This window comes from Streptomyces roseirectus (assembly GCF_014489635.1).
Classification (GTDB): Bacteria; Actinomycetota; Actinomycetes; order Streptomycetales; family Streptomycetaceae; genus Streptomyces; species Streptomyces roseirectus.
Map to the genome: position 1 here is coordinate 1628135 of NZ_CP060828.1, position 22874 is coordinate 1651008.

At 71.1% G+C, this 22874-nt stretch carries 17 protein-coding genes; 10 read left to right on the forward strand and 7 right to left on the reverse strand.

Annotation, left to right across the window (positions count from 1 at the left end):
- Positions 1 to 8: 8 nt before the first annotated feature.
- The 3 genes from IAG44_RS06595 to IAG44_RS06605 all read right to left on the reverse strand — a co-directional run bounded on the left by IAG44_RS06595 (position 9) and on the right by IAG44_RS06605 (position 5221).
- On the reverse strand, positions 9 to 3053 hold the full coding sequence (locus IAG44_RS06595; protein WP_187746181.1) for an alpha-mannosidase: 3045 nt from the start codon (positions 3051 to 3053) through the stop codon (positions 9 to 11).
- Positions 3054 to 3122: 69 nt separating this feature from the next.
- On the reverse strand, positions 3123 to 4460 hold the full coding sequence (locus IAG44_RS06600) for a 6-phospho-beta-glucosidase (RefSeq protein WP_187746182.1): 1338 nt from the start codon (positions 4458 to 4460) through the stop codon (positions 3123 to 3125).
- Positions 4457 to 5221: a DeoR/GlpR family DNA-binding transcription regulator gene (locus IAG44_RS06605; protein ID WP_187746183.1), complete on the reverse strand. Its 765-nt coding sequence runs from the start codon at positions 5219 to 5221 to the stop codon at positions 4457 to 4459. Before IAG44_RS06605 ends, IAG44_RS06600 begins: the two co-directional genes overlap by 4 nt.
- Positions 5222 to 5363: 142 nt before the next feature.
- Between IAG44_RS06605 and IAG44_RS06610 the strand changes: the two genes are divergently transcribed.
- The 8 genes from IAG44_RS06610 (at position 5364) to IAG44_RS06645 (ending at position 16956) form a co-directional block, all read left to right on the forward strand.
- A complete protein-coding gene (locus tag IAG44_RS06610) occupies positions 5364 to 6407 on the forward strand; it encodes a carbohydrate kinase family protein (protein ID WP_187746184.1) in 1044 nt (347 codons plus the stop codon).
- A 72-nt stretch (positions 6408 to 6479) separates the two neighbouring features.
- Entirely contained in the window at positions 6480 to 7766 is a 1287-nt protein-coding gene (locus IAG44_RS06615) for an ABC transporter substrate-binding protein (RefSeq protein WP_187746185.1), read from the forward strand.
- Positions 7766 to 8722: a carbohydrate ABC transporter permease gene (locus tag IAG44_RS06620; RefSeq protein WP_187746186.1), complete on the forward strand. Its 957-nt coding sequence runs from the start codon at positions 7766 to 7768 to the stop codon at positions 8720 to 8722. Before IAG44_RS06615 ends, IAG44_RS06620 begins: the two co-directional genes overlap by 1 nt.
- A 12-nt stretch (positions 8723 to 8734) precedes the next feature.
- Positions 8735 to 9571, forward strand: coding sequence for a carbohydrate ABC transporter permease (locus tag IAG44_RS06625; protein ID WP_187746187.1), 837 nt, complete (start codon positions 8735 to 8737; stop codon positions 9569 to 9571).
- Positions 9571 to 12486 carry a glycoside hydrolase family 2 TIM barrel-domain containing protein gene (locus IAG44_RS06630; protein ID WP_187746188.1) on the forward strand — a complete coding sequence of 972 codons (2916 nt, stop codon included), beginning with the start codon at positions 9571 to 9573 and terminating at the stop codon, positions 12484 to 12486. The genes IAG44_RS06625 and IAG44_RS06630 overlap by 1 nt, the downstream gene beginning before the upstream one ends.
- 46 nt (positions 12487 to 12532) lie before the next feature.
- Positions 12533 to 14380 carry a LamG-like jellyroll fold domain-containing protein gene (locus tag IAG44_RS06635; protein ID WP_187746189.1) on the forward strand — a complete coding sequence of 616 codons (1848 nt, stop codon included), beginning with the start codon at positions 12533 to 12535 and terminating at the stop codon, positions 14378 to 14380.
- A 31-nt stretch (positions 14381 to 14411) separates the two neighbouring features.
- Positions 14412 to 16085 carry a PHP domain-containing protein gene (locus IAG44_RS06640; protein ID WP_187746190.1) on the forward strand — a complete coding sequence of 558 codons (1674 nt, stop codon included), beginning with the start codon at positions 14412 to 14414 and terminating at the stop codon, positions 16083 to 16085.
- A gap of 49 nt (positions 16086 to 16134) precedes the next feature.
- Positions 16135 to 16956, forward strand: a complete 822-nt coding sequence (locus IAG44_RS06645) for a PaaX family transcriptional regulator (RefSeq protein ID WP_246561551.1) — start codon at positions 16135 to 16137, stop codon at positions 16954 to 16956.
- Between the two features lie 27 nt (positions 16957 to 16983).
- Here IAG44_RS06645 and IAG44_RS06650 read toward each other — a convergent pair whose 3' ends face one another.
- The 4 genes from IAG44_RS06650 to IAG44_RS06665 are packed head-to-tail and all read right to left on the reverse strand — an operon-like array spanning position 16984 to position 20757.
- Positions 16984 to 17436 (reverse strand): MaoC family dehydratase, encoded by a 453-nt coding sequence (locus tag IAG44_RS06650; protein ID WP_187746191.1) that lies wholly within the window; start codon positions 17434 to 17436, stop codon positions 16984 to 16986.
- The gene (locus tag IAG44_RS06655) at positions 17433 to 18947 is read right to left on the reverse strand and encodes an acyl-CoA synthetase (RefSeq protein WP_187746192.1); all 1515 of its coding nucleotides are present in this window, start codon (positions 18945 to 18947) and stop codon (positions 17433 to 17435) included. The genes IAG44_RS06650 and IAG44_RS06655 overlap by 4 nt, the downstream gene beginning before the upstream one ends.
- A gap of 11 nt (positions 18948 to 18958) precedes the next feature.
- Entirely contained in the window at positions 18959 to 19825 is an 867-nt protein-coding gene (locus IAG44_RS06660; RefSeq protein WP_187752543.1) for an amidohydrolase family protein, read from the reverse strand.
- A 14-nt stretch (positions 19826 to 19839) separates the two neighbouring features.
- Positions 19840 to 20757 (reverse strand): SDR family NAD(P)-dependent oxidoreductase, encoded by a 918-nt coding sequence (locus tag IAG44_RS06665; RefSeq protein WP_187746193.1) that lies wholly within the window; start codon positions 20755 to 20757, stop codon positions 19840 to 19842.
- Between the two features lie 241 nt (positions 20758 to 20998).
- Between IAG44_RS06665 and IAG44_RS06670 the strand changes: the two genes are divergently transcribed.
- Both IAG44_RS06670 and IAG44_RS06675 read left to right on the forward strand, forming a co-directional pair.
- Positions 20999 to 21424, forward strand: a complete 426-nt coding sequence (locus tag IAG44_RS06670) for a MarR family winged helix-turn-helix transcriptional regulator (RefSeq protein WP_187746194.1) — start codon at positions 20999 to 21001, stop codon at positions 21422 to 21424.
- Positions 21425 to 21525: 101 nt separating this feature from the next.
- Positions 21526 to 22872: an MFS transporter gene (locus IAG44_RS06675; protein ID WP_187746195.1), complete on the forward strand. Its 1347-nt coding sequence runs from the start codon at positions 21526 to 21528 to the stop codon at positions 22870 to 22872.
- Positions 22873 to 22874 lie beyond the last annotated feature (2 nt).

Below are 22874 nucleotides of genomic sequence, written 5' to 3' on the forward strand. Positions count from 1 at the left end.
CCGGGGGGTCATGCGCGCCGCAGGCGCAGCGTCAGGATCTGGAACGGCCGCAGCTCGACCGCCACCCCGCCGTCGGACGTCAACTCGACGTCCTCCAGGGGCCGTTCGAGCAGGTCGGTGATCTGCGCGCCGGCCAGGTCCACGGACGTCCGCAGCACGCCCTGGGCGCGGCCGCCGCTGGACTCGTAGAGCCGGACGACGAGGTCGCCGGTGGAGTCGTCCGCGAGCTTGACGGCCTCGACGGTCACGCCCTCGCCGTCCACGGAGACGACCGGTTCGGCGGCGCCCGCCGACTCCGCGAGGCGCAGCGGCAGGTTGAGGGAGTAGCCCTCGGCGACCGCGTCGGCGATGCTCGCGCCGGGCAGCAGGGAGTAGGTGAAGCGGTGGCGGCCCTGGTCGGCGCCGGGGTCGGGGATGCGGGGGGCGCGGACGAGGCTGAGGCGGACGGTGGTGGTCGTGCCGCCGTCCTCGCGGACCGTGCGGGAGACGTCGTGGCCGTACGTCGAGTCGTTCAGGACGGCGACGCCGTAGCCCGGTTCGGCGAGGTGGACCCAGCGGTGGCCGGAGACCTCGAAGCGGGCCGACTCCCACGAGGTGTTGGTATGGGTGGGGCGCTGGATGTGGCCGAAGGCGATCTCGGCGGAGGAGTGCGCCGCCCGGATGTCGATGGGGAACGCGGCCTTGAGGATCTTCTCGGCCTCGTGCCAGTCGATGTCCGTCTCGACGTCGATGCGGGAGCTGCCCGCGCGGACGGTGACCGTCTGGACGATCGTCGAGCCCTTGCCGAAGGACCGCTCGATCCGCACGGCGCCGATCAGCGGGTCCGCCTCGACGACCGTCACCGAGTCCGCGTCCAGCAGGTCGGTGTAGCGGTTCTTGTAGTGCTTGTCGATGTCCCAGGCGTCCCAGTAGTTGGGCAGGTCGGTGTGCAGGCGCAGCAGGTTGCCCGGTTCGGCGAGGACTTCGCGGCCGGCGCCGATGTCGTACACCGACTTCAGGGTGCCGTCGGGAGCGAACTCCACCCGTACCAGGCCGTTGTCGAGGGTCAGCCCGTCCACGGTCACCGGGTGCGGGGCCGCCTCATCACCCAACGCGGCGCTGCCGTTCGCGGGGACCTCGACGTAGGCGCGGGTGCCGTCGGGGGTGCGGACGACCTCGGCGCGGTCGTAGGGGCTGGTGTTGAAGACGCGCAGGCCGCCGTGGCCGAGGGCGTCGATCGCCTCGGCGGTCAGCTCCTCCAGCTCCTCGGCGACGCGGGCGTACTCGGCCTCGGCCTCGCGGTGCACCCAGGCGATGGAGGAGCCGGGCAGGATGTCGTGGAACTGGTGGAGCAGGACCGTCTTCCACAGGCGGTCCAGTTTCTCGGCCGGGTAGGTGTAGTCCGGGGCGTGCAGGGCGGCCGTCGTCGCCCACAGCTCGGCCTCGCGCAGCTTGTGCTCGCTGCGCCGGTTGCCCTGCTTGGTGCGGGCCTGCGAGGTGTAGGTGGCGCGGTGCAGCTCCAGGTAGAGCTCGCCGACCCAGACGGGGGCGTCGGGGTACTCGGCGCGGGCCTTGGCGAAGAACTCGTCGGGGTGCTCGATCTCGACCTTGGCCGAGCCCTCCAGATCGCGAAGGCGGCGGGCGCGTTCCATGATCTCGCGGGTGGGGCCGCCGCCGCCGTCGCCCCAGCCGAACGGCGCGAGCGAGCGGTTGGCCTGGCCCTTCTCGCGGTACTGGCGGACCGCGCGGGACATCTCCTCGCCGCTGAAGCGGGCGTTGTAGGTGTCGACGGGCGGGAAGTGGGTGAAGATGCGGGTGCCGTCGATGCCCTCCCACCAGAAGGTGTGGTGGGGGAAGGTGTTGGTCTGGTTCCAGGAGATCTTCTGGGTGAGGAACCACTCGTTGCCGGCGAGCTTGGCGAGCTGCGGGTAGGCGGCGGTGTAGCCGAAGGAGTCGGGGAGCCAGACGCCCTTGGTCTCGATGCCGAAGTGCTCGATGAAGAACCGCTTGCCGTGGATGAGCTGGCGGGCGACGGCCTCGCCGCCGGGCAGGTTGCCGTCCGCCTCGACCCACATGCCGCCGACGGGCGCCCACTGGCCCTTCTTCACGGACTCCTGGATGCGGGCCCACACCTTGGGGTAGTTGTCGCGCACCCACTCGTACTGCTGGGCCTGCGAGCAGGCGAAGACGAACTCCTCGTACTCGTCGGCCAGCGAGGTGACGTTGGAGAAGGTGCGGGACGTCTTGCGCTTCGTCTCGCGGATCGGCCACAGCCACGCGGAGTCGATGTGGGCGTGGCCGACGCCGGAGATGACGTGCGCGGAGGCGTTGGCGGGCTTGGCCAGCACCGGCTTCAGCACCGCGCGCACGGCGGCCGCCGACCCGGCGACGTCGTCCAGGTCGAGGGCGTCCATCGCGCGGTCGAGGGCGTGCATGATCTCGTGGCGGCGCGGGTCGTGCTCGCCGAGTTCGGCCATCAGCTCGCGCAGGACCTGGACGTCGAGGTCGAGGTGGAAGACCTCCTCGTCGAGGACGGCGAGGTGGGCGTGGCGGAAGGTGTAGAGGGGCTTGTCGCCGGCGGTGAGGATGTCGCCCATGGGCGTGATCTTCGAGAAGTTCTCGGCGAGGATGTCCGGGTTGGAGGCGGCCTCGACGAGGTAGTCGATCTCCTCGCCACCGACGGCGGGGTTCGCGACCGGCACGTACTGGTTGAGCGGGTTGACGGCCTTCAGCGGGGTGCCGTCCACGGTGTGGACCAGGGCCTCGGCCTGGTTGCCGGGCCAGTCGCCGACGAAGCCGAGGTCGATGACCGACTCGACGCGCCGGCCCGCCCACTCGGCGGGGACGGTGCCACGCATCCGGAACCAGGTCGTGCCCCACGGCGGGCCCCACGGGGTGTCCATCTCGAACGGCGTGTAGGTCGCGGCTGCGGCTTCCTCGAAGGAGACCGGCTCGCCGGGGGCCTGCCAGGCCTCCACCGCGAAGGGGACGGTCGCCGCGTAGATCGCGGACTTGATGCGCTGGGTGTGAAGGCGCTCGACGCGCTCCTCGATCCGCTGGCGTTCGTCGTGCATGAGAGGTCTCCAGAGAAGGATGCCGGACAAACCGCAGAAAGCGCTTTCTGGACGCTTCCCGCCGGGAGCTTACTTGAGGTAGCCGAGACCGGGATGGACGGCGGTGTAGCCCTCCACCAGCCGCCGCGCGACGTTGACCGAGTCCACCAGCGGATGCAGCGCGAACGCCTTCACCGCCGTCGTGCGCGAACCGGACTCGGCGGCGGCCAGCACCTCGCGCTCGACCGCCTTGACGGCGCTGACCAGGCCGACGGCGTGGCCGGGCAGCGGGGCGACCGCGACGGGGTGGGCGCCGTTGGCGTCGACCAGGCAGGGCACCTCGATCACCGCGTCCGTGTCGAGCACGGAGAGGGTGTGGCGGTTGCGGACGTTGAGGATGAGGGTCGTGCGCTCGTCGCGGGCGATGGCCCGCATCAGAGCGAGGGCGACCTTCTCGTAGCCGCCGGAGAGGTCGTCCTCGTCGCGCTCGCCGGCGCCGGCCGTCTCGCGGTTCTCGGCCATGTAGGTGGCCTCGCGCTCGGCGCGGGTGCGGTTCCAGGCGTCCAGGGCGTGGGCGCCGGGGGCGGCGACCTCGTCGTAGAACCGGGCCTGCTGGTCGCGCAGGAAGGCGCCGCGGGTCTTCTCGGCCTCCTGGTAGGAGCGGACGGCCTCGCGGTTGAAGTAGTAGTAGTGCAGGTACTCGTTGGGGATCGCGCCCAGCGACTTCAGCCAGTCGGTGCCGAAGAGCTTGCCCTCCTCGAAGGAGCCGAGCAGGTCGGGGTCGGCGAGCAGGCGGGGCAGCTCGTCGCGGCCGGCGATCTTCAAACCCCGTACCCAGCCGAGGTGGTTGAGGCCGACGTAGTCGATGTAGGCGTCGTTCGGGTTGGCGCCCAGGACGCGGGCGATGCGGCGGCCGAGGCCGACCGGGGAGTCACAGATGCCGATGACGCGGTCGCCGAGGTGGCGGGACATGGCCTCGGTGACCAGCCCCGCCGGGTTGGTGAAGTTGATGACCCAGGCGTCCGGCGCGAGCCGGGCCACGCGCCGCGCGATGTCGACGGCGACGGGGACCGTGCGCAGCCCGTAGGCGATGCCGCCCGCGCCGACCGTCTCCTGCCCCAGGACGCCCTGGTCGAGGGCGACCTTCTCGTCGTTGGCCCGCCCTTCGAGGCCGCCGACGCGGATCGCGGAGAAGACGAAGTCGGCGCCGGTCAGGGCGTCGTCGAGGTTCGTGGTGGCGGTCACTGACGGCGCGTCCGGCACGGTGGACGCCTGCTCGGTGAGAACACGGGTGACCGCTTTCAGCCGCCCCTCGTCCAGGTCGTGCAGGACGACCTCGGTCACCCGGCCCTCGCCGCGGTCGCCGAGGAGCGCCCCGTACACGAGCGGCACCCGGAACCCGCCGCCGCCCAGAATCGTCAGCTTCACGCTTCTACCTTTCCTGCCACGACGACCTCGGCGCCCGCCTCCGTGAGGGAGGAGCGGGTGACGGGGTCGACCGGGGCGTTGGTCACCACCACGTCCAGGTCCTCGGGACCACAGACCTTCGCCATGCCCGTGCCGGGGAACTTGGCCCGGTCGGCGAGCAGGACGACCTTGTCGCTCGCCTTGATCATCGCGCGTTTGACCGGCACCTCGACGACGGTCGTGTCCATCACCTGCCCGCCGGGGCGCACTCCGCTCGTGCCGAGGAAGAGCCAGTCGGCGTGGAGCTGGCGCAGGTTGTCCTCGGTGAGGAAGCCGACCAGGGAGCGGTAGTCGCGGCGGACCACGCCGCCGAGCAGGACCAGCTCGATGCCCTCGTCGTCGGCCAGTTCCTCGTAGACGACGAGGTTGCTGGTGATGACGGTGAGGCGGCGGCCGTGCAGCTGCCGGGCGAGGCGGTAGGCGGTGGTGCCGATGTCGAGCAGCACGGACTGGCCGTTGCCGATCATCGCCGCCGCGCGCGCGGCTATCGCGTCCTTCTCGGCGACGCGGACCTCGGCGACCTCGGCAAAGGGCTGGTCGCCCTCCTCGGCGACCGCGCCGCCGTGGACGCGGGTCAGCAGGCCGTCCTCCTCCAGCTTGACCAGGTCGCGCCGGATGGTGGCGGGGCTCACACCGAGCTGCTCGGAGAGGTCGGTGACGGCCGCCGGGCCGCCGGAGCGCAGGGCCCTCAGGATCAGTTGGTGTCGTCGTTCTGCCAGCACGACACGAACAGTACTCGTCATCTTCAATCAAATCCATGCTCATTTCTGCTCGACTATTGACCACGTCTGTAAGAGAGCGCACGATTCCGTGCACCGAATGTGAACAGTTCTGACGAACGTTCCGACGAGAGGCGCCACCCCCGTGGACGACACCCCCGAGACTCCCGCGGCCGACGACCGTCCCGACGTGCTGCTGACCGGGCTGCTCTTCTACGACCTCGTCCTCACCGGCCTGGGCAAGCCCCCCACGCCCGGCGAGGAGGTCTGGACGGCCGGCATGGGCTGCGGCCCCGGCGGCATCGCGAACCTCGCGGTCGCGGCTGCCCGCTTCGGCCTGCGCACCTCGCTCGCGACGGTCTTCGGCGACGACTACTACGGCGCGTACTGCCGGGAGGTCATCGCCGGCCAGGAGGGCGTCGACCTCACGCTCTCCCGCGTCGCCGAGAACTGGCCGACCCCGGTGACGGTGGCCCTCGCGCACGGTGACGACCGGGCCCTGGTCACCCACGGCCAGGAACCCCCGTACACGCAGGACGAGCTGATGGCAGCCCCGCCCGCCGCGCGCACCGCGCTGGTCCATCTGGAGGCGGAGCCCCGCGAGTGGATCGCGAAGGCCGCCGCGAGCGGCACGCGGGTGTACGCGGACGTCGGCTGGGACCCCACCCAGCGGTGGTCGAGCGACCTGCTCGACCAGCTCGCGCTGTGCCACGCGTTCCTGCCGAACGAGGCCGAGGCGATGGCGTACACCCGCACCGACGACGCGGTGGCGGCGCTCGGCACGCTGACCGAGCTGGTGCCGGTGGCGGTCGTCACGCGCGGCGGCGCCGGGGCGGTGGCGGTGGACCAGGAGACCGGCGAGTACGCCGAGGTCCCGGCCCTCCCGGTGGACGTCCTCGACGCGACGGGCGCGGGCGACGTGTTCGGCGCGAGCTTCGTCGCGGCCTCGCTCGGCGGGTGGCCGCTGGAGGAACGGCTCAGGTTCGCCGTCCTCGCGGCCGGGCTGTCCGTCCGCCACCACGGCGGCGGGCTCGCGGCGCCGGGCTGGTACGGCGTGGACCGGTGGTGGCGGTCGGTGACCGACCCCGAACTGCGGCGCGCGTACGGGTTCCTGACGGACCGTCTGCCCGCCGACCCGGGACGGCCGGTGCGGTACGCGCCGGTGACACCTCCGGCGCACCGCCCCTGAGAGAACACCGACTCCCCTTGCGAACACCCCACTTGAGACACCCCTGAACAGATCCGAAAGGCGGTGGGAGCGTTGCTGCTCTCACGAAGAGGTCTGCTGCGCGCGGGCCTGGCGACCGGTGCCGCCGGTGCGCTCGGCGGCCTGGCGTCCGGCTGCGCGGTACCGGCGGGCTCGACCGGCGACAACATGGTCCTGTGGTACTGGAACGGCGGTCTGAGCGACACCGTCGTGAAGAACGCCAAGAAGCGCTTCGGGTCCTCGGTCGACCTGAAGGCGATCCAGATCGGCGGCTACTACCGCTCGAAGCTGATCACCACGATGGCCGGCCGCGCCCACATCCCCGACATCGCGGGCCTCAAGGGCGAGGACATGGCGTCCTACCTGCCGAACGCGGACCAGTTCGTGGACCTGCGCACGCTCGGCGCCGACCAGCTGAGGAGCCAGTACCTGTCGTGGAAGTGGGACCAGGGCGTCGCCGACGACGGGACGATGGTCGGTTTCCCCATCGACTGCGGTCCGGTCGCGCACTACTACCAGCCGGCCGTGTTCGCGAAGGCGGGCCTGCCCTCGGAGCCTGCGGACGTGTCACGGGAGATCGCGACGTGGGAGCAGTTCTTCGCGGCCGGTGAGCAGCTGAAGAAGCGGCTGCCGGGCACCTATCTGCTGACCGACATCACCAGCGTCTTCACGATGTCGATGAACCAGGGCACCAAGCAGTACGTCGACAAGGACCGCCACTTCATCGGCGACGGGGACCACGTCCGCACGGCGTGGGCGCGGGCCGTCGAGGCGAAGAAGCGCGGGATCGTCTCCAGCATCGTCAGCGGCACCCCGGACGCCCTGTCGGCGCAGGAGGACGGCAAGCTCCCGTCGAACCTGAACGCCTCCTGGGCGACGAGCGACCTGAAGCAGGGCGTGCCGAAGACCGCCGGGAAGTGGCGGGTGGCCGACTGTCCGGGCGGGCCCTCCAACATCGGCGGCTCGTTCCTGGCGATCACCAAGGAGTGCCGGGAGCCGGAGAAGGCGTTCGAGATCATCACCTGGCTGCTGAACGCCGACAACCAGGCGCAGGGGTTCGTGGACGCGGGGCTGTTCCCCTCGACGCCGGCCTCGTACGCGATGAAGAAGCTGACCGAGCCCGACCCGTTCTTCGGCGGGCAGGTGACCATGGACGTCTTCGGGCCGGCCGCGCGGAAGATCCCGGTCGCCTACAACAGCCCGTTCGACATCGCGCTGGGCCAGCCCCTGAAGGACGAGATCAAGAACGTCGGCGTCCTCGGCAAGAACCCCGAGCAGGCATGGAAGGACGCCATGAGCAAGTGCCGTCGCATCGCGAAGCACCTGGGGGTGAGCTACTGATGGCCACCGCCCTGGACAAGCCCCCGGCGAGAGTCGCGGACGATCCCCGTAACCGGCCGAGGACGGGCTGGCGCAAGTACTGGCACCTGTATGCCGCGATCTCCCCGTTCTACCTGCTGTTCCTCGGGTTCGGGCTGATCCCCGTCGGGTTCTCGCTGTATGTCTCGTTCCACCGGTGGGACGGGCTCGGGTCGATGGAGTGGGCCGGGCTCGCGCAGTACCGGTACCTGCTGACCGACACGGACTTCTGGCACTCCATCGGCAACACGGTGATCATCTGGGCGCTCGCGACGTTCCCGATGGTCTTCCTGGCGATGGTGACGGCCGTGATGCTGAACTCGGCCGTGCGGTTCAAGAACGTGTACCGGTTCGCCTACTTCCTGCCGAACGTCACCTCGGTGGTCGCGGTCGCGATCATCTTCGGGTCGGTGTTCTCCACCAACTTCGGCCTGATGAACGCCCTGCTCCAGGCGGTGGGGCTGGACCAGGTGGCGTGGCTGAACACGCCGTGGGGCATCAAGGTCGCGATCGCGACGCTGATGACCTGGCAGTGGACGGGCTACAACGCGATCATCTTCCTCGCCGGGCTCCAGACGATCCCCAGTGAGCTGTACGAGGCGGCGAAGGTCGACGGGGCGAACCCGTTCCAGACGTTCTTCCGGATCACGCTGCCGATGATGCGGCCGGTGCTGCTGTTCGTGCTGGTCGTCTCGACGGTCACCGGGCTCCAGTCGTTCTCGGAACCGCAGGTGCTGCTCCAGTCGACGGCCAACGACTCGACGTACGCGGGCGGCCCCGGGCACTCGGGCCAGACGATGGTCCTCTACTTCTTCCAGCAGACCTTCGACAACAACGACTTCGGCTACGGCGCCGCCGTGGCGTGGGGGATCTTCCTCGTCGTCATCCTCTTCTCCATCGTCAACTGGCGCCTGGTGCAGCGCCGGGGCGAAGACTAGGAGCCGCGCGCCATGTCTTCCATCAAGGGCTCCCGCAGGCGCGGGATCGCGCTGCACGCCGTACTGGTCGTCGGGCTGCTGCTGTCGGCGTTCCCGTTCTACTGGGCCGTCATCATGTCGACCCACACCTCGTCGGAGATCTTCTCCTACCCGCCGAAGCTGCTGCCGGGCTCGCACTTCGGGGAGAACGTCCGCAACCTCCTCGACTCGATCGACTTCTTCGGGTCGATGTGGAATTCACTGCTGGTCGCGACCAGCGTGACCGTGCTGGTGCTGTTCTTCGACTCACTGGCCGCGTTCGTGTTCGCGAAGTTCCACTTCCCGGGCCGCCGGCTGCTGTTCGCGCTGCTGATGGTCATCTTCATGGTGCCGGCGCAGCTCGCGGCGATCCCGCAGTTCGTGATCATGGCGAAGCTGGGCTGGATCGGCTCGATGACGTCGCTGATCGTGCCGGCCGCCGCGAACGCGTTCGGGATCTTCTGGATGCGCCAGTACATGCAAGGAGCGATCCACGACGAACTGCTCGACGCCTCGCGCATCGACGGCGCGAACTTCATGCGCCAGTACTGGCACGTCGCCCTGCCGGTGGTGCGTCCGGGGCTCGCGTTCCTCGGGATCTTCACGTTCATGGGCCAGTGGAACGACTACGCGTGGCCGCTGATCGCGCTGACCAACCCGGACAACGTGACCCTCCAGGTCGCCCTCTCCCAGCTCAACGGCACCCACGGCACGACCGACTACGGGATGGTCATGACCGGCGCGCTGCTGGCGCTGGTCCCGCTGCTGATCGTGTTCGCGATCGGCGCCCGGCAGATCATCGGCGACCTCGCGAAGGGGGCCATCAAGTAATGGACCCGCTGCTCCAGCTCCGCCCCTGGGAGTCACCCGAGGTGACCTCCTGGGGGCGGATGCCCATGTCCGCCGTCGACCGCCGCGCGCACGCCGTCCCGCTGGACGGGGAGTGGCGCTTCCAGCTCCTGCCGACGCCGGACGCGGCGCCCGGCGACGCCTGGTCCTCGCAGACCCTGCCGGGCGCCTGGACGATGCAGAACACCGGCGACCTGCCGGCCTATCTCAACGTCCGGATGCCCTTCGACGACGTCCCGCCGGCCGTGCCCGCCGCGAACCCGACGGGCGTGTACGAGCGGGTCGTGGACGTCCCGGCCGACTGGACCGGCAAGCGGATCGTCCTCCAGGTCGGCGCCGCCGAGAGCGTGCTCCTCGTCCACGTGGACGGCCGCCCGGTCGGCGTCTCGAAGGACTCGCACCTCGCGGCCGACTTCGACATCACGCGGTTCGCGCGGCCCGGCGAGCGTGTGCTGGTGCGGCTCACGGTCGTCAAGTGGTCGGACGCCTCGCACATCGAGGACCAGGACCAGTGGTGGCACGCGGGCATCACGCGCTCCGTCCTGCTGTACGCGACCGACCCGCTGCACCTCGCCGACGTCGCCGTGCGCGCCTCGGCCGGCGGGGCGCTGCGCGTCGACTGCGCGGTGCGCGACACGCGCGGGGCGCTGCCCGGGGGCTGGTACGTCACCGGCGAGCTGAACGGCGCGCTGCTCACCCAGGACGCCGAACTCGACCGGTTCAACGAGGAGGACGGCCGGGTCTCCGCGTTCCTCGGCGAGGTCCGGCTGAACCACCAGGTCACGGACGTGCGGCCGTGGAGCGCGGAGACGCCGGTGCTGTACGACCTGGCGGTGCGGCTGCACCGGGCCGACGGTTCGGTGGCCGACGTGTCCCGGCACCGGGTGGGCTTCCGGGACGTCGAGATCGTGGGCCGGGATCTGCTGGTCAACGGGGAGCGGGTGTTCCTGCGCGGGGTGAACCGGCACGACTTCCACCCGCTGACCGGGCGGACGGTGACCCGCGAGGACATGCGCGCCGACCTCGCCCTGCTGAAGCGGTTCAACTTCAACGCGGTGCGCACCTCCCACTACCCGAACGACCCCGCGTTCTACGACCTGGCGGACGAGCTGGGGCTGTACGTCGTCGACGAGGCGAACGTCGAGTCGCACGACCACGCGCACGAGATCGCCGACGACCCGCGCTACCTGAACGCCTTCGTGGACCGGGTCTCGCGGATGGTCCTGCGCGACAAGAACCATCCGTCGGTGATCGTGTGGTCGCTGGGCAACGAGTCGGACTACGGGGCGAACCACGACGCGGCGGCGGGCTGGGTACGCCGGCACGACCCGACTCGACCGGTTCAGTACGAGGGGGCGGCCAAGCTCGACTGGGCGGCCGCCTCCAGTGCCTCGGACATCGCCTGCCCGATGTACGCGCCGCTGGAGGACGTCGTCGCGCACGCCCGCTCGGGGAAGCAGACGAAGCCGCTGATCTGGTGCGAGTACTCGCACGCGATGGGCAACAGCAACGGCACGCTGGCCGAGCACTGGGCGGCCGTCGAGTCGACCCCTGGACTTCAGGGCGGGTTCATCTGGGAGTTCTGGGACCACGGAATCCTCCAGCGTGTGAACGACGGACGACCGGCCGGGCGTGGGGGCGCCGGGCTCTACGAGAGCGGCGTCGCCGGACCCGGCCACCGCTGGGCGTACGGCGGTGACTTCGGCGAACCCGAGCACGACGGGGCGTTCATCGCGGACGGCGTGGTGTTCCCGGACCGGACCCCGAAGCCGGTCATGTACGAGCACCGCGAGATCGCGGCCCCGGTGCGGCTGGCGTACGACGGTCGAGGCACCGTCGTCGTCTCCAACCACCAGCACTTCCGGGGTCTGGACTGGCTCACCGGCGAGTGGCGGCTCGCGCTCGCCGACGGCGGCACGCTGACGGCGTCCGCCGAGCTGCCCGAGCTGGCGCCGGGCGCCTCCGTCGCCGTCCCGCTGCCGTTCGAGCTGCCCGAGGACGGCGGCGAGGCGTGGCTGACCCTGCGGGTGACGACGGCCGAGGAGTTGCCGTGGGCGCCGGCGGGGACGGAGATCTGCGTGCCGCAGGTGCGGCTGCGGGCGGCGAAGGCGGCCGGGGAACCGGTGGTGAGCGGTGCGGTGACGGTCGACGGCGACGGGCTGCTCGTCCACCCGCTGCTCACCTCGCCCCCGGTGCTGTCGCTGTGGCGGGCGCCCACCGACAACGACGAGCTGGGCGGGATCGCGGCGCGCTGGCGGGCGTGGGGGCTCGACCGGCTCGTGCGCAGGCTGGTGTCGGTGCAGCGGGACGGTGAGACGGTCATCGTGGACGCCGAGTACGCGGGCGCCTCGGGGGTCGTGCGGCACCGGCAGCTCCTGACGCCGGTCGAGGGCGGCATCCACGTCGACGAGTCGGCGCAGGTGCCCGAGGCGTTCCACGACGTGGCACGGGTCGGGTCGGTCTTCGAGACGGTGGCGGGCCTGGACCTGCTGGAGTGGTTCGGGCAGGGCCCCTGGGAGTCGTACCCGGACCGGGCGCACGGCGCCCCGGTGGGCCATCACGCGCGGCCCGTCGCCGGACTGTTCACGCCGTACCTGCGCCCGCAGGAGAGCGGCGGCCTGCACGGTGTGCGGCGCTTCACCCTGTCCGCGCCGGACGCCACGGGCCTCGCCGTCACCCTCGACGAGCCGCGTCAGGTGTCCGTCACGCGCCACCGCGCCGACGATCTGACGGCCGCCGCGCACCACGACGAACTCGTGGCGCGCGCGGGGTGCGTGGTGCACGTCGACGCGGTGCACCGGGGGCTCGGCACGGCGTCGTGCGGGCCCGACACCTTCCCTTCCTACCTGGTCGCGACGGGCTGCCATCACTGGAGCTGGACCCTGCGCGTGCTGTGACCCCGCCCCCTTCCTCCCTTTCTTCTTCTGCACGACCGGAGCACCCGTGTGTACTTCGCATGCCCATGACTCTGCCGGCGAGGAGCCCTGCGAGGCGCCTCAGGCCGGTGCCGGACGGCGCGGCTTCCTGCGGGCGACCGCGCTGCTCGGCGCCGCCGCGACGGCGGGGGTGACCCTGCCGGCCGGTTCCGCCGAGGCCGCCTCTCGCGCTTCTTGGCGGCCCGACGCGAAGAGCCGTCGGTTCACGCTCGCCGTGATGCCCGACACGCAGTACCTCTTCGACGGCCCCAGCATCGACGCGAAGCCGGTCGAGGCGTCCCTCAAGTACCTGCTGGAGCACGGGAAGGACGAGAACATCGTCTTCCTGTCGCACCTCGGCGACCTCACCCAGAACGGCGCCGTCCCCGAGTTCGCGGCGATCGGCGACGCGTTCAAGCTGCTCGACCGCAGGGGCGTCGGCTACAGCGTGCTGGCCGGCAACCACGACGTGAAGTCCTCGACGACCGACCAGCGCGGCGCGACGCCCTACCTGGACACGTTCGGGCCGAAGCGGTTCGCGGGCAGGCGGACGTTCGGCGGGGCCTCTTCGGACGGCTACAACACCTACCACCTGTTCGAGGCGGGCGGCCGGCAGTGGATGGTCCTCGCGCTGGACTGGCGGCTGTCCGACCAGGGGTACGCGTGGGCGAAGTCCGTCCTCGCGAAGCACCCGAAGACGCCGGTGATCCTCACGACCCACGAACTCGTCGTCGAGGACGACCAGTTGTCGGACTACGGGCAGCAGCTGTGGGACCGGCTGGTCAAGGACCACGACCAGATCTTCCTCACGCTGAACGGCCACTACTGGCCGGCGGGGCGGGCGACGCGCAAGAACAGCGCGGGAAATGACGTCCACCTGCACCTGACGAACTATCAGAACCGGTACTTCGGCGGCGCGGCGATGATCCGGCTGTACCGCTTCGACCTCGACCGGAACGTCATCGACGTCGAGACGGTGTCGCCGTGGATCCTCGGGCGGGCGAAGAAGGGGCTCAACGAGTTCGAGCGGCAGGAGATCGAACTCAGCGGCGACGCCGACCGGTTCAGCGTCGACATCGACTTCGCGGCCCGCTTCGAGGGGTTCGACCCCGTGCCGGTCAGGGCGGCGCGGCCGGTGTCGAAGATGCTCGTGCCGGGGACGGTCGCGTACTGGCGGTTCGACAAGCCGGTGTCCGGCGGCACGGTCCGTGACCTGTCGGGCAGGGGCAACGACCTGACGCTGGTGAGCGTGGGCGGCGGCTCGCTCGGCTGGTCGGCCGACCACCACCCCGACCAGCCCGGCCACGGCAGCCTGGAGTTCCAGGGCTTCAAGTCGCCGCTGAAGGGCGCCTACCTGAAGACCGTCGACTCGGCGCCGCTCAACAAGGCCGTGTTCAGGAACGGTTACACCATCGAGGCGTTCTACCGGCTGCCGGCCGACTGGGACCCGGCGCACCACGCGTGGTCGGGCATCGTCAGCCGGACCGGCACGGGCGGGGCCGCTCACAAGACCGGTGACGACCCGGACGAGCCGCTGGCCACGCTGTCGCTGTCCAACGACCGCGAGCCGCAGTGGGCGATGCGCCCGCTGAACCAGCAGGGCATCGCCACCAACTGGGGCCAGCAGACGCCGCTGGAGACCTGGTGGCACGTCGCCGTCGTCAACAACGGCAAGCACACCACGCTGTACGTCGACGGCTGCCCGGTCGTGCGCAACCCCAAGGCGGTCTCGACCGGCATCACGTCGGTCGGGCTGCCGTGGCTGCTCGGCGGCTACGAGTACGCCGGGAAGATCGACCAGATCCTGCACGCCCGCCTCGGCGACGTCCGGATCACCGAACGGGCGCTGCCCGTCACGGCGTTCATGAACCACTGAGCCCTCCCCGACCCGTTCAGAGAGACCCGTCATGACCGAGCAGCAGCTCCCCTCCTGGGCCGACCCCGCCGTCGCGCCCGCCGACCTCGATCCGCAGGGCGTCTCCAGACGCGGACTACTGCGCAGCGCGGGCCTGTTCGGGGCGGCGTTCGCGCTCCCCGCGGCCCTGTCCTCGCCCGCGTCCGCCGCGGGCCGGGGGCACGGCTTCGGCGGCGAGGACCCGCGCCTGGCCTACCTCGTCGGCGACCACCACATCCACTCCGTCTACAGCCACGACGCGAAGTACACCTTCTCCCAACTCGCCGCCAAGGCGGCCGAGTTCGGGCTCGACTGGATGGTGTTCACCGAGCACTCCAACTTCGGGCACGCCCAGTACGGGGCCCCGCTGGAGCACGCGGAGATCTTGAAGGCCCGCAAGGAGAACCCGCGCCAGCTCATCTTCCAGGGCCTGGAGTGGTACATCCCGGCCGCCGAGCACTGCACGGTGTTCACCCCGCCGGGCCCCAACGAGGTCGAGGTCCTGACCCGGTTCGAGAGCGCCTTCGACGGCAAGCTCCTGAACTACACCGACGGCGCCCCGGACAACCCGAACACGGCCCGCAACGAGGCCCACGCCGTCAAGGCGATCAAGTGGCTGGCGGAGCAGCGCCGTCGCGGCTACGTGGACGACGTCCTCGTCCTCGCCAACCACCCGATGCGCCTCGGCATCGACTCCCCGCACGAGCTGCGGGCCTGGCGCGACGCCGCCCCGGAGATCATGATCGGCATGGAGGGGGCGCCGGGTGCTCAGGGCGCGGCGATCCCCGGCTGGCGCGGGGCGAACTCGATCAGGGGCGAGTACGAGAACGCGCCGTCGGCGAACTCCTTCGCGGGGTACCCGAAGGAGGCGTACCTGACGTACGGCGGTTTCGACTGGGCGACCGCGACGGTCGGCGGGCTCTGGGACTCGATGCTGGCAGAAGGCGGCCTGTTCTCGATCACCAGCAACTCCGACGCGCACCGCGTCGTGTTCGACACGTGGAAGAACGGCGACTGGCCGGCCGGGCGGAACTTCGACAACACCGGCAAGCTGCCCGACCCCGTCGACACGACGTCCCCGCAGCCGGGCAGCGACTTCTGGCCGGGGCAGTTCAGCCGTACGCACGTCGGTGTGACCCGCTACGGGTACCGGGCGGTCATGGCGGGCCTGCGCGCGGGCCGCGTGTGGGCGGACCACGGCCACCTCCTCGACGGTCTTGAGGTCCGCCTCAAGCGGCAGCACAGCCACGGGCGCGGGGTCACCCTCGGCGGGCGGCTGCGCGTGCGCAGGGGCGAGAAGCTGACCCTGGAGGTCACGGTCACCACGGCGTCCCGCGTGAACCCCCATGGCATCCTCCCGAAGCTGGCCCACGTCGACGTCATCCGCGGCACGGTCACCGGGCCGGTCACCGACGCCGACAGCTGGAAGGCGCCGGACACGAAGGTCGTGCGCACCAAGGACGTCTCGGGCCTCAAGGGGACGTACACGCTGCGGATCCCGGTCCAGGTCGAGGACGACTCCTTCTACCTGCGGCTGCGCGGCAGCGACGGCAAACGGAACGGGACGGGGTACCTGGGCGCGTCGGTCGACCCGCACGGGCCGATCGCCCACGCGCCGGGCGACGGGGACCCGTGGGCGGACACCTGGTTCTACGCGAACCCCATCTTCGTGGACGTCGTGGGCTGATCCTCACCTGCCGTCACATATGCGCCGGTCAGGGCGTACCGTGGGCGAGGTGACCACGGAAGAATCGGTACGGCCCCAGTCCCTGATGCTCACGTTCCTGGGCGATCAGGTACTGGGGCGTTCCGTCTGTGTGTACTCCGGCAGCGTCATCGACGTGTTCGCGCGGGCCGGGGTCGGGGAACAGGCGACGCGCTCCACGCTGACCCGCATGGTCAACCGGGGGCTGCTGCGCCGCCAGCGCGAGGGCCGGCGCATGTACTTCGGGCTCACCGAGCACTCCGAGGCCGTCCTGCGGGACGGGGAGCGGCGGGTGTGGCACACGGGCGCGGTGAACCGGCAGTGGGACGGCACCTGGACCCTGCTCGGCTTCTCGCTCCCGGAGTCCTGGCAGCGCCAGCGGCACGACCTGCGCTCCAAGCTGGCCTGGCACGGCTTCGGCCCGCTCTTCAGCGGCCTGTGGATCGCGCCGGGCCAGGTCGACGTCGCCGAGCTGGTGACCGAACTCGGCCTGGCCTCCCACGTGAAGGTGTTCCGGGCGCACGCGGACGACGGCACCGACATCACCGCGATGATCGAGGAGACGTGGGAGCTGACGGAACTCGCCGCCCGCTACACGGCGTTCCGTGAGCGCTGGCAGCGCTGGGAGTCCGAACTCCCCTCCTGCGACGACGCCCTGGCCCACCGCCTCCTCCTCCAGACGGACTGGCTGCGCATCATCCGCCGCGATCCGCGCCTGCCCGTCCGCCATCTGCCGTCCGACTGGCCGGCGGACGGCGCGGAGAAGACGTTCCGGCGCGTCCACGAACGTCTGACGCCGCTGGCGGACGAGGCGGCGGAGCGGGTCATCGACCTGGTGGAGAGCCGGAGTTGACGGGGCGTCACCCCGCCTGTGCCGGTCTCACATGAAGCGGAGCACCGCCTGGAGCACCACCGCCGGCTTCGCCCCTGACTCGATCTCGATCGTCCCGTCCACCGTGATCTGGACCCCGCCCTTCACGTCCTCGACGGAGGCGAGCCGGGCGGCGAGCCGGATGCGGGAGCCCGCGCGGACCGGCGAGGGGAAACGCACCTTGTTCAGGCCGTAGTTGACCTTGGTGGTGACTCCTCCGACCTCCAGGAGGTCGGAGAAGAGGGGGATGAAGAGGGAGAGGGTGAGGTAGCCGTGCGCGATGGTGGCGCCGAACGGCCCCTCGGCGGCCCGTTCCACGTCGACGTGGATCCACTGGTGGTCGCCGGTCGCGTCGGCGAACGTGTCGATGTGGCGCTGCGTCACCTCGATCCAGTCGCTCACCCCGAGGTCGCTGCCCGCGAGCTTCCTGAGTGCGTCGAGGCCGTTGACGGTGATGGTCATGCCGTTCCTTCGCTGTTGCCGTAGCGCTTGCGCACCCGGGACTTGAGGAGTTTTCCGGAGGCGGTGCGCGGGAGCTGGTCCGCGAGCACCACCGACTTGGGGATCTTGTACTTGGCGAGCCGCCCGGCGAGCCCCGCGAGGATGGCCTCGGGGTCGGGGCGGGCGCCCTCGCGGGGGACGACGACCGCGCGGGGCACCTCGCCCCACTTCGCGTCGGCGACCCCGATGACCGCACACTCGGCGACGCCGGGGTGCGCGAGGATCAGGTCCTCTATCTCGGCGGGGTAGATGTTCTCCCCGCCGGAGATGATCATGTCCTTGATGCGGTCGACGATGCGGACGTACCCGTCGGCGTCGACCGTCGCGGCGTCGCCGCTGCGGAACCAGCCGTCGGTGAAGGAGGCCGCGGTCTCCTCGGGCAGCCCCCAGTAGCCGGGCATGACGTGCGGCCCGCGCACCACGACCTCGCCCGTCTCCCCCGCCTCGACCGGCACCAGGTCGGGCCGGACCACGCGGACGTCGCTGAAGAAGTGCGGCACCCCGGCCGAACCGGCCTTGCTGACCGCGTGTTCGGCGTCCAGGAAGAGCGTCCCGGGCGACGCCTCGGTCATGCCGTACCCCTGGAGGAAGGTCAGCCCGCGTTCCTGGTAGGCCGCGATCAGCGGGGTCGGCACCGGGGAGCCGCCGCAGGTGAGCAGCCGCAGCGACGTCAGGTCGGCCTCGGCCCAGCCGGGGTGACGGGCCATCAGGTCGAACATGGTGGGCACGCCGAACATGAACGTGATCCGGTGCCGGGCGACGAGCCCGAACGTCGCGTCGGGGTCGAACGCCTCGACGAGGACACAGGTCCCGCCCTTGAGGAGCACCGGCAGCGTCAGCATGTTCAGGCCCGCCGTGTGGAACAACGGGGCGGAGACCAGGGCGCGTTCGTCGGCGATGAGGTCGGTGTCGACGAGGACGTTGACGGCGTTCCAGGTGAGGTTGCCGTGGGTGAGCATGGCCCCCTTGGGCCGCCCGGTCGTGCCGGACGTATACATGATGACGCAGGTGTCGTCGGGCGTGACGGGTTCGTCGACCGGTTCGGACGGCGCCTGCTGAAGGGCCTGTTCGTACTCCGCGCCGACTTCGAGGTAGGTGCGGACGTCGGTGTCGGCGGGCAGCCCGGCGACGAGTCCGGCGTGGACGCGGGCGTAGATCAGCGCCTTCGCGCCGGAGTCGGCGAGCTGGTAGGCGATCTCGGGCCCGGCGAGGCGGGTGTTGAGCGGGACGAAGACCGCGCCGAGCGTGCCGGCCGCGAACAGGGCCTCCAGGTAGGAGGGGTGGTTCGGGCCGAGGTAGGCGACGCGGTCGCCGCGTCTGACGCCCCGGGCGCGCAGGGCGTGCGCGAGGCGGGTGGTGCGCTCGTGCAGCGCGGCGTACGAGTACGCGGTGTCGCCGTGGATCAGGGCGGTGCGGTGCGGGGTCTTCCGGGCCCGGCGGGCGGGCCAGGAGCCCAGTCCCTCGTTGCGCATCTGCGGCCCCTCTAGGTCGTCAGCAGGCGGGCGGCGTTCTCTTTGAGGATCTTCGGCCGGACCTCGTCCTTGACCGGGAGCTTCGCGAAGTCGGCGAGCCAGCGATCGGGGGTGAGGACGGGGAAGTCGGAGCCGAAGAGGACCTTGTCCTTCAGCAGGGTGTTGGCGTACTGCACGAGCTGGGGCGGGAAGTACTTCGGCGACCAGCCCGACAGGTCGATGTGGACGCCGGGTTTGTGGGTGGCGACGGCCAGCGCCTCGTCCTGCCAGGGGAACGAGGGGTGCGCGAGGATGATCTTCAGGTCCGGGAAGTCCGCCGAGACGTCGTCCACGTGCAGGGGGTTGGAGTACTTCAGACGTATCCCGCCCCCGCCGGGGACGCCCGCGCCAATGCCGGTCTGGCCGGTGTGGAAGAGGGCGATGCAGCCGGCGTCCTCGATCACCTCGTACAACTCGTAGGCGACGGCACGGTCGTTGGGGAAGAAGCCCTGGATGCTGGGGTGGAACTTGAAGCCCCGCACGCCGTACTCCTCGATGAGCCGCCGCGCCTGGCGCACCCCGGCCTTCCCCCGGAACGGGTCGATGGAGGCGAAGGGGATCAGGACGTCGGCGTTGGCGGCGGCGGCCTCGGCGACCTCCTCGTTGGGGACGGGCGCGGTGCCGGTCGCGGACTCGGCGTCCACGGTGAAGATGACGGCGGCCATGTTCCGCTCGCGGTAGTAGGCCGCCGTCTCCTCGATGGTCGGCTTGCGCTTGCCCTCGACCTTGAAGTAGGCGGAGGAGGCGTCGTGCAGGTCGTCGTCCAGGGAGGAGTGGCCCTTGGAGGAGACCTCGGCGTGGGTGTGGACGTCGATGGCGGTGAGGGCGTCGAAGTCCATCGCGGGGCGCGCGGTCACGCCTCCTCCAGCTTGGGTGCCGGGATGCCCACCGTCTCCGGCTGGGCGCCGACCGACGTCCCCCACGCCTCGGCCAGCGTCTCGGGGGTCCAGCCGCCGTCCGCGTACGCCGCGCGGATCTCCTGCGGGTGGGACCAGAGGGCGACCTTGTCGCCGCCGATGCCGATGGCCTGCCCGGTGATGCCGCGTGCCGCCGCGGACGCGAGGAAGGGGACGAGGGCCGCGCAGTCCTCGGGGGTGCCGAAGCCCTCGCCCTTGCGGAGGATCCCGGGCAGCGGCCGGCCCTGCTTGAGGGCTTCGACGTAGGGGGCGAACGCGGGGATCGTCTCGGTCATCGCGGTCGCGGCGACGGGCACGATCGCGTTGACCGTGATGCCCGCGCGGGCCAGCTCCATCGACCAGGTGCGGGCGAACGCGGCGATCCCGGCCTTGGCCGCCGCGTAGTTGGTCTGCCCGAAGTTGCCGCGCTGGCCCGCGGGCGAGCCGACGAGGATCAGCGTGCCGCCCTCGCCGCGCTCGCGCATGTGGACGGCGGCGGCGCGGGCACAGGTGAAGGTGCCGCGCAGGTGGGTGGAGATCACGGCGTCGAAGTCGTCGTCCGTCATCTTCCACAGCACCTTGTCGCGCAGGATCCCGGCGTTGGTGACGAGCGTGTCGAGCCGTCCGAACGCCTCGACGGCCCGTCCGACGATCCGGTCGGCGGCCTCGGCGGTGCCGACCGGGACGACCTCGGCGACGGCGGTGCCGCCCGCCTCCGTGATCGCCTTCACCGCCTGTCCGGCGGCCTCCTCGTCGACGTCGTTGACCACCACGGACGCGCCGTGCGCGGCCAGGGCGCGGGCGTAGGCGAGGCCGAGGCCGCGGCCGGCGCCGGTGACGGCGGCGGCTGTGCCGGTGAGATCGATGCGGGGCACGGGTGAGTCCCTTCGACAGGAGCGGTGTGGAAATCGAAGGTAAGAGCAATGATTGTTGTCGTCAATAGTTGTTGCCGACCCACTAATGGTTCATGCTGGAATCTGTCACGACACATCCCCCCGACCAGGACCGAGACCCGACCAGGGCCGAGAGTCGACCGGGGCCGAGACCAGGGAGTCCGCCATCGCCAGCCGGCACGACACCGCACGCACCGCCCCGATCGACGCGAACGAGCCCTGGATGCGTGGGCTGCACGCCGACACGGGCTACCTCCTGTACCGGCTCGGCCTGCGCTCGGGGCAGTTGTTCAACACGTTCCTCCAGGAGTCGGGCCTGCGCCTGCGCCACTACGCGGTGCTGCGCTACCTCGCGGGCTGCGAGGGCGCCCCGCAACGGGAGTTGAGCACCCGCCTCGGCTACGACCCGTCCGCGATCGTCGGCCTGGTGGACGACCTGGAGCGGATCGCCTTCGCCGAGCGCCGCCCCTCCCCCGACGACCGGCGCAGCCGCATCGTCGTGCTCACCGAGCCGGGGCGCGCGTTCCTGCGGGACACGGACGAGGCGGGGCTGCGCGTCACCAACGAGCTGACGGGGCCGCTGACCGAGGCCGAGCGGGAGGTGCTGCACGGGCTGCTGCTGCGGGTGGCCGGGGACGACGTCGCCTGAAGGATCTTCAGGGCGGTCGAATGTTGTGCATCTTCTTGACGGCAGCTCATCCAGTGCATAACTTCACGGACCATTCCAGGCACCGGCCCAGGGAGCTCCCCGTGCAGTCGTCCCCCACGTCCGCCCGCCAACCGTCCCCCGACACCGCTCAGTTGCGCCGCGTCGCCCTCTCCGGGCTGCTCGGCACCGCCGTCGAGTTCTACGACTTCCTCGTGTACGGCACCGTCGCCGCGCTCGTCTTCGGCGAGCTGTTCTTCCCCGGCGCCGACCCCGCGGTCGGCACCATCGCCGCGTTCGGCACCTTCGCCGCCGGCTATGTCGCCCGCCCGCTCGGCGGGCTGGTCTTCGGTCACTTCGGCGACCGGATCGGCCGCAAGTCGATGATGCTGCTGACGATGGTCCTGATGGGCACCGGCAGCTTCCTCATCGGGCTGCTGCCCACCTACGACACGATCGGCGTGTGGGCGCCGGTCCTGCTGGTCGCGCTGCGCGTCGTGCAGGGCATCGCGATCGGCGGCGAGTGGGGCGGCGCGACCCTCATGGTCGTCGAGCACGCCGAACACGCGCGCGGCGACCGGCGCGGCCTGTGGTCGAGCTTCACCCAGCTCGGGGCCCCGCTCGGCTCCGTGCTCTCCGCCGGGGTGGTCACGCTCGTCTCCACGCTGCCCGACGACGACTTCCGCGCGTGGGGATGGCGGGTGCCGTTCCTGCTGAGCGTCGTCCTGCTCGCGGTCGGGCTCTTCGTGCGGCTGCGCGTCGCGGAGAGTCCGCTGTTCGACGCGGCCCGACGGCCCGAGAAGCCGCCCGTCCTCGAACTGCTGAGCCGGCCCCGGCCGGTGCTGGTCGCGGCGTGCGCCGGGATCGGGGCGTTCACCGCGCAGTCGCTGCTGACCGGGTTCATGATCTCGTACGCCGTCGACGAGGGGTACACCCGGCCACAGGTCCTGACGGCCGTGACGGTCGCGTCCTGCGTGGCGCTGGTCGTGCTGCCGGCGGCGTCCGCGCTGTCCGACCGGGTCGGGCGGCGTCCCGTCGTCCTCGCCGGTGCGCTCGCCTCGGCCGCGCTCGCCTTCCCCGTCCTCGCGCTCGTCGACTCCGGCTCGCCCGGTCTGCTGGTCCTCGCGCTGGTCCTCGGGCACGGGGTCGCGCAGTCCACGATGTACGGGCCACTGGGCGCGCTGCTCAGCGAGATGTTCCCGACGAACGTCCGCTACACCGGGGCCTCCCTCGGCTACCAGGGGGCCACGCTGATCGGCGCGGGCTTCTCACCCCTGATCGCGAGCAGCCTCCTGGCGTCGGGCGGCGGTTCCAGCACGCCGGTCTCCCTGCTGCTGTGCGCCGGGGCCGCGATCACCGCGGTCACCGTGTGGCGGATGCGCGAGACGTCGTCCGACACGCTGCGGCCCGCCGCCGAGCGGGCGCCGGAGCGGGAGACCGCCTCGGGGTGACA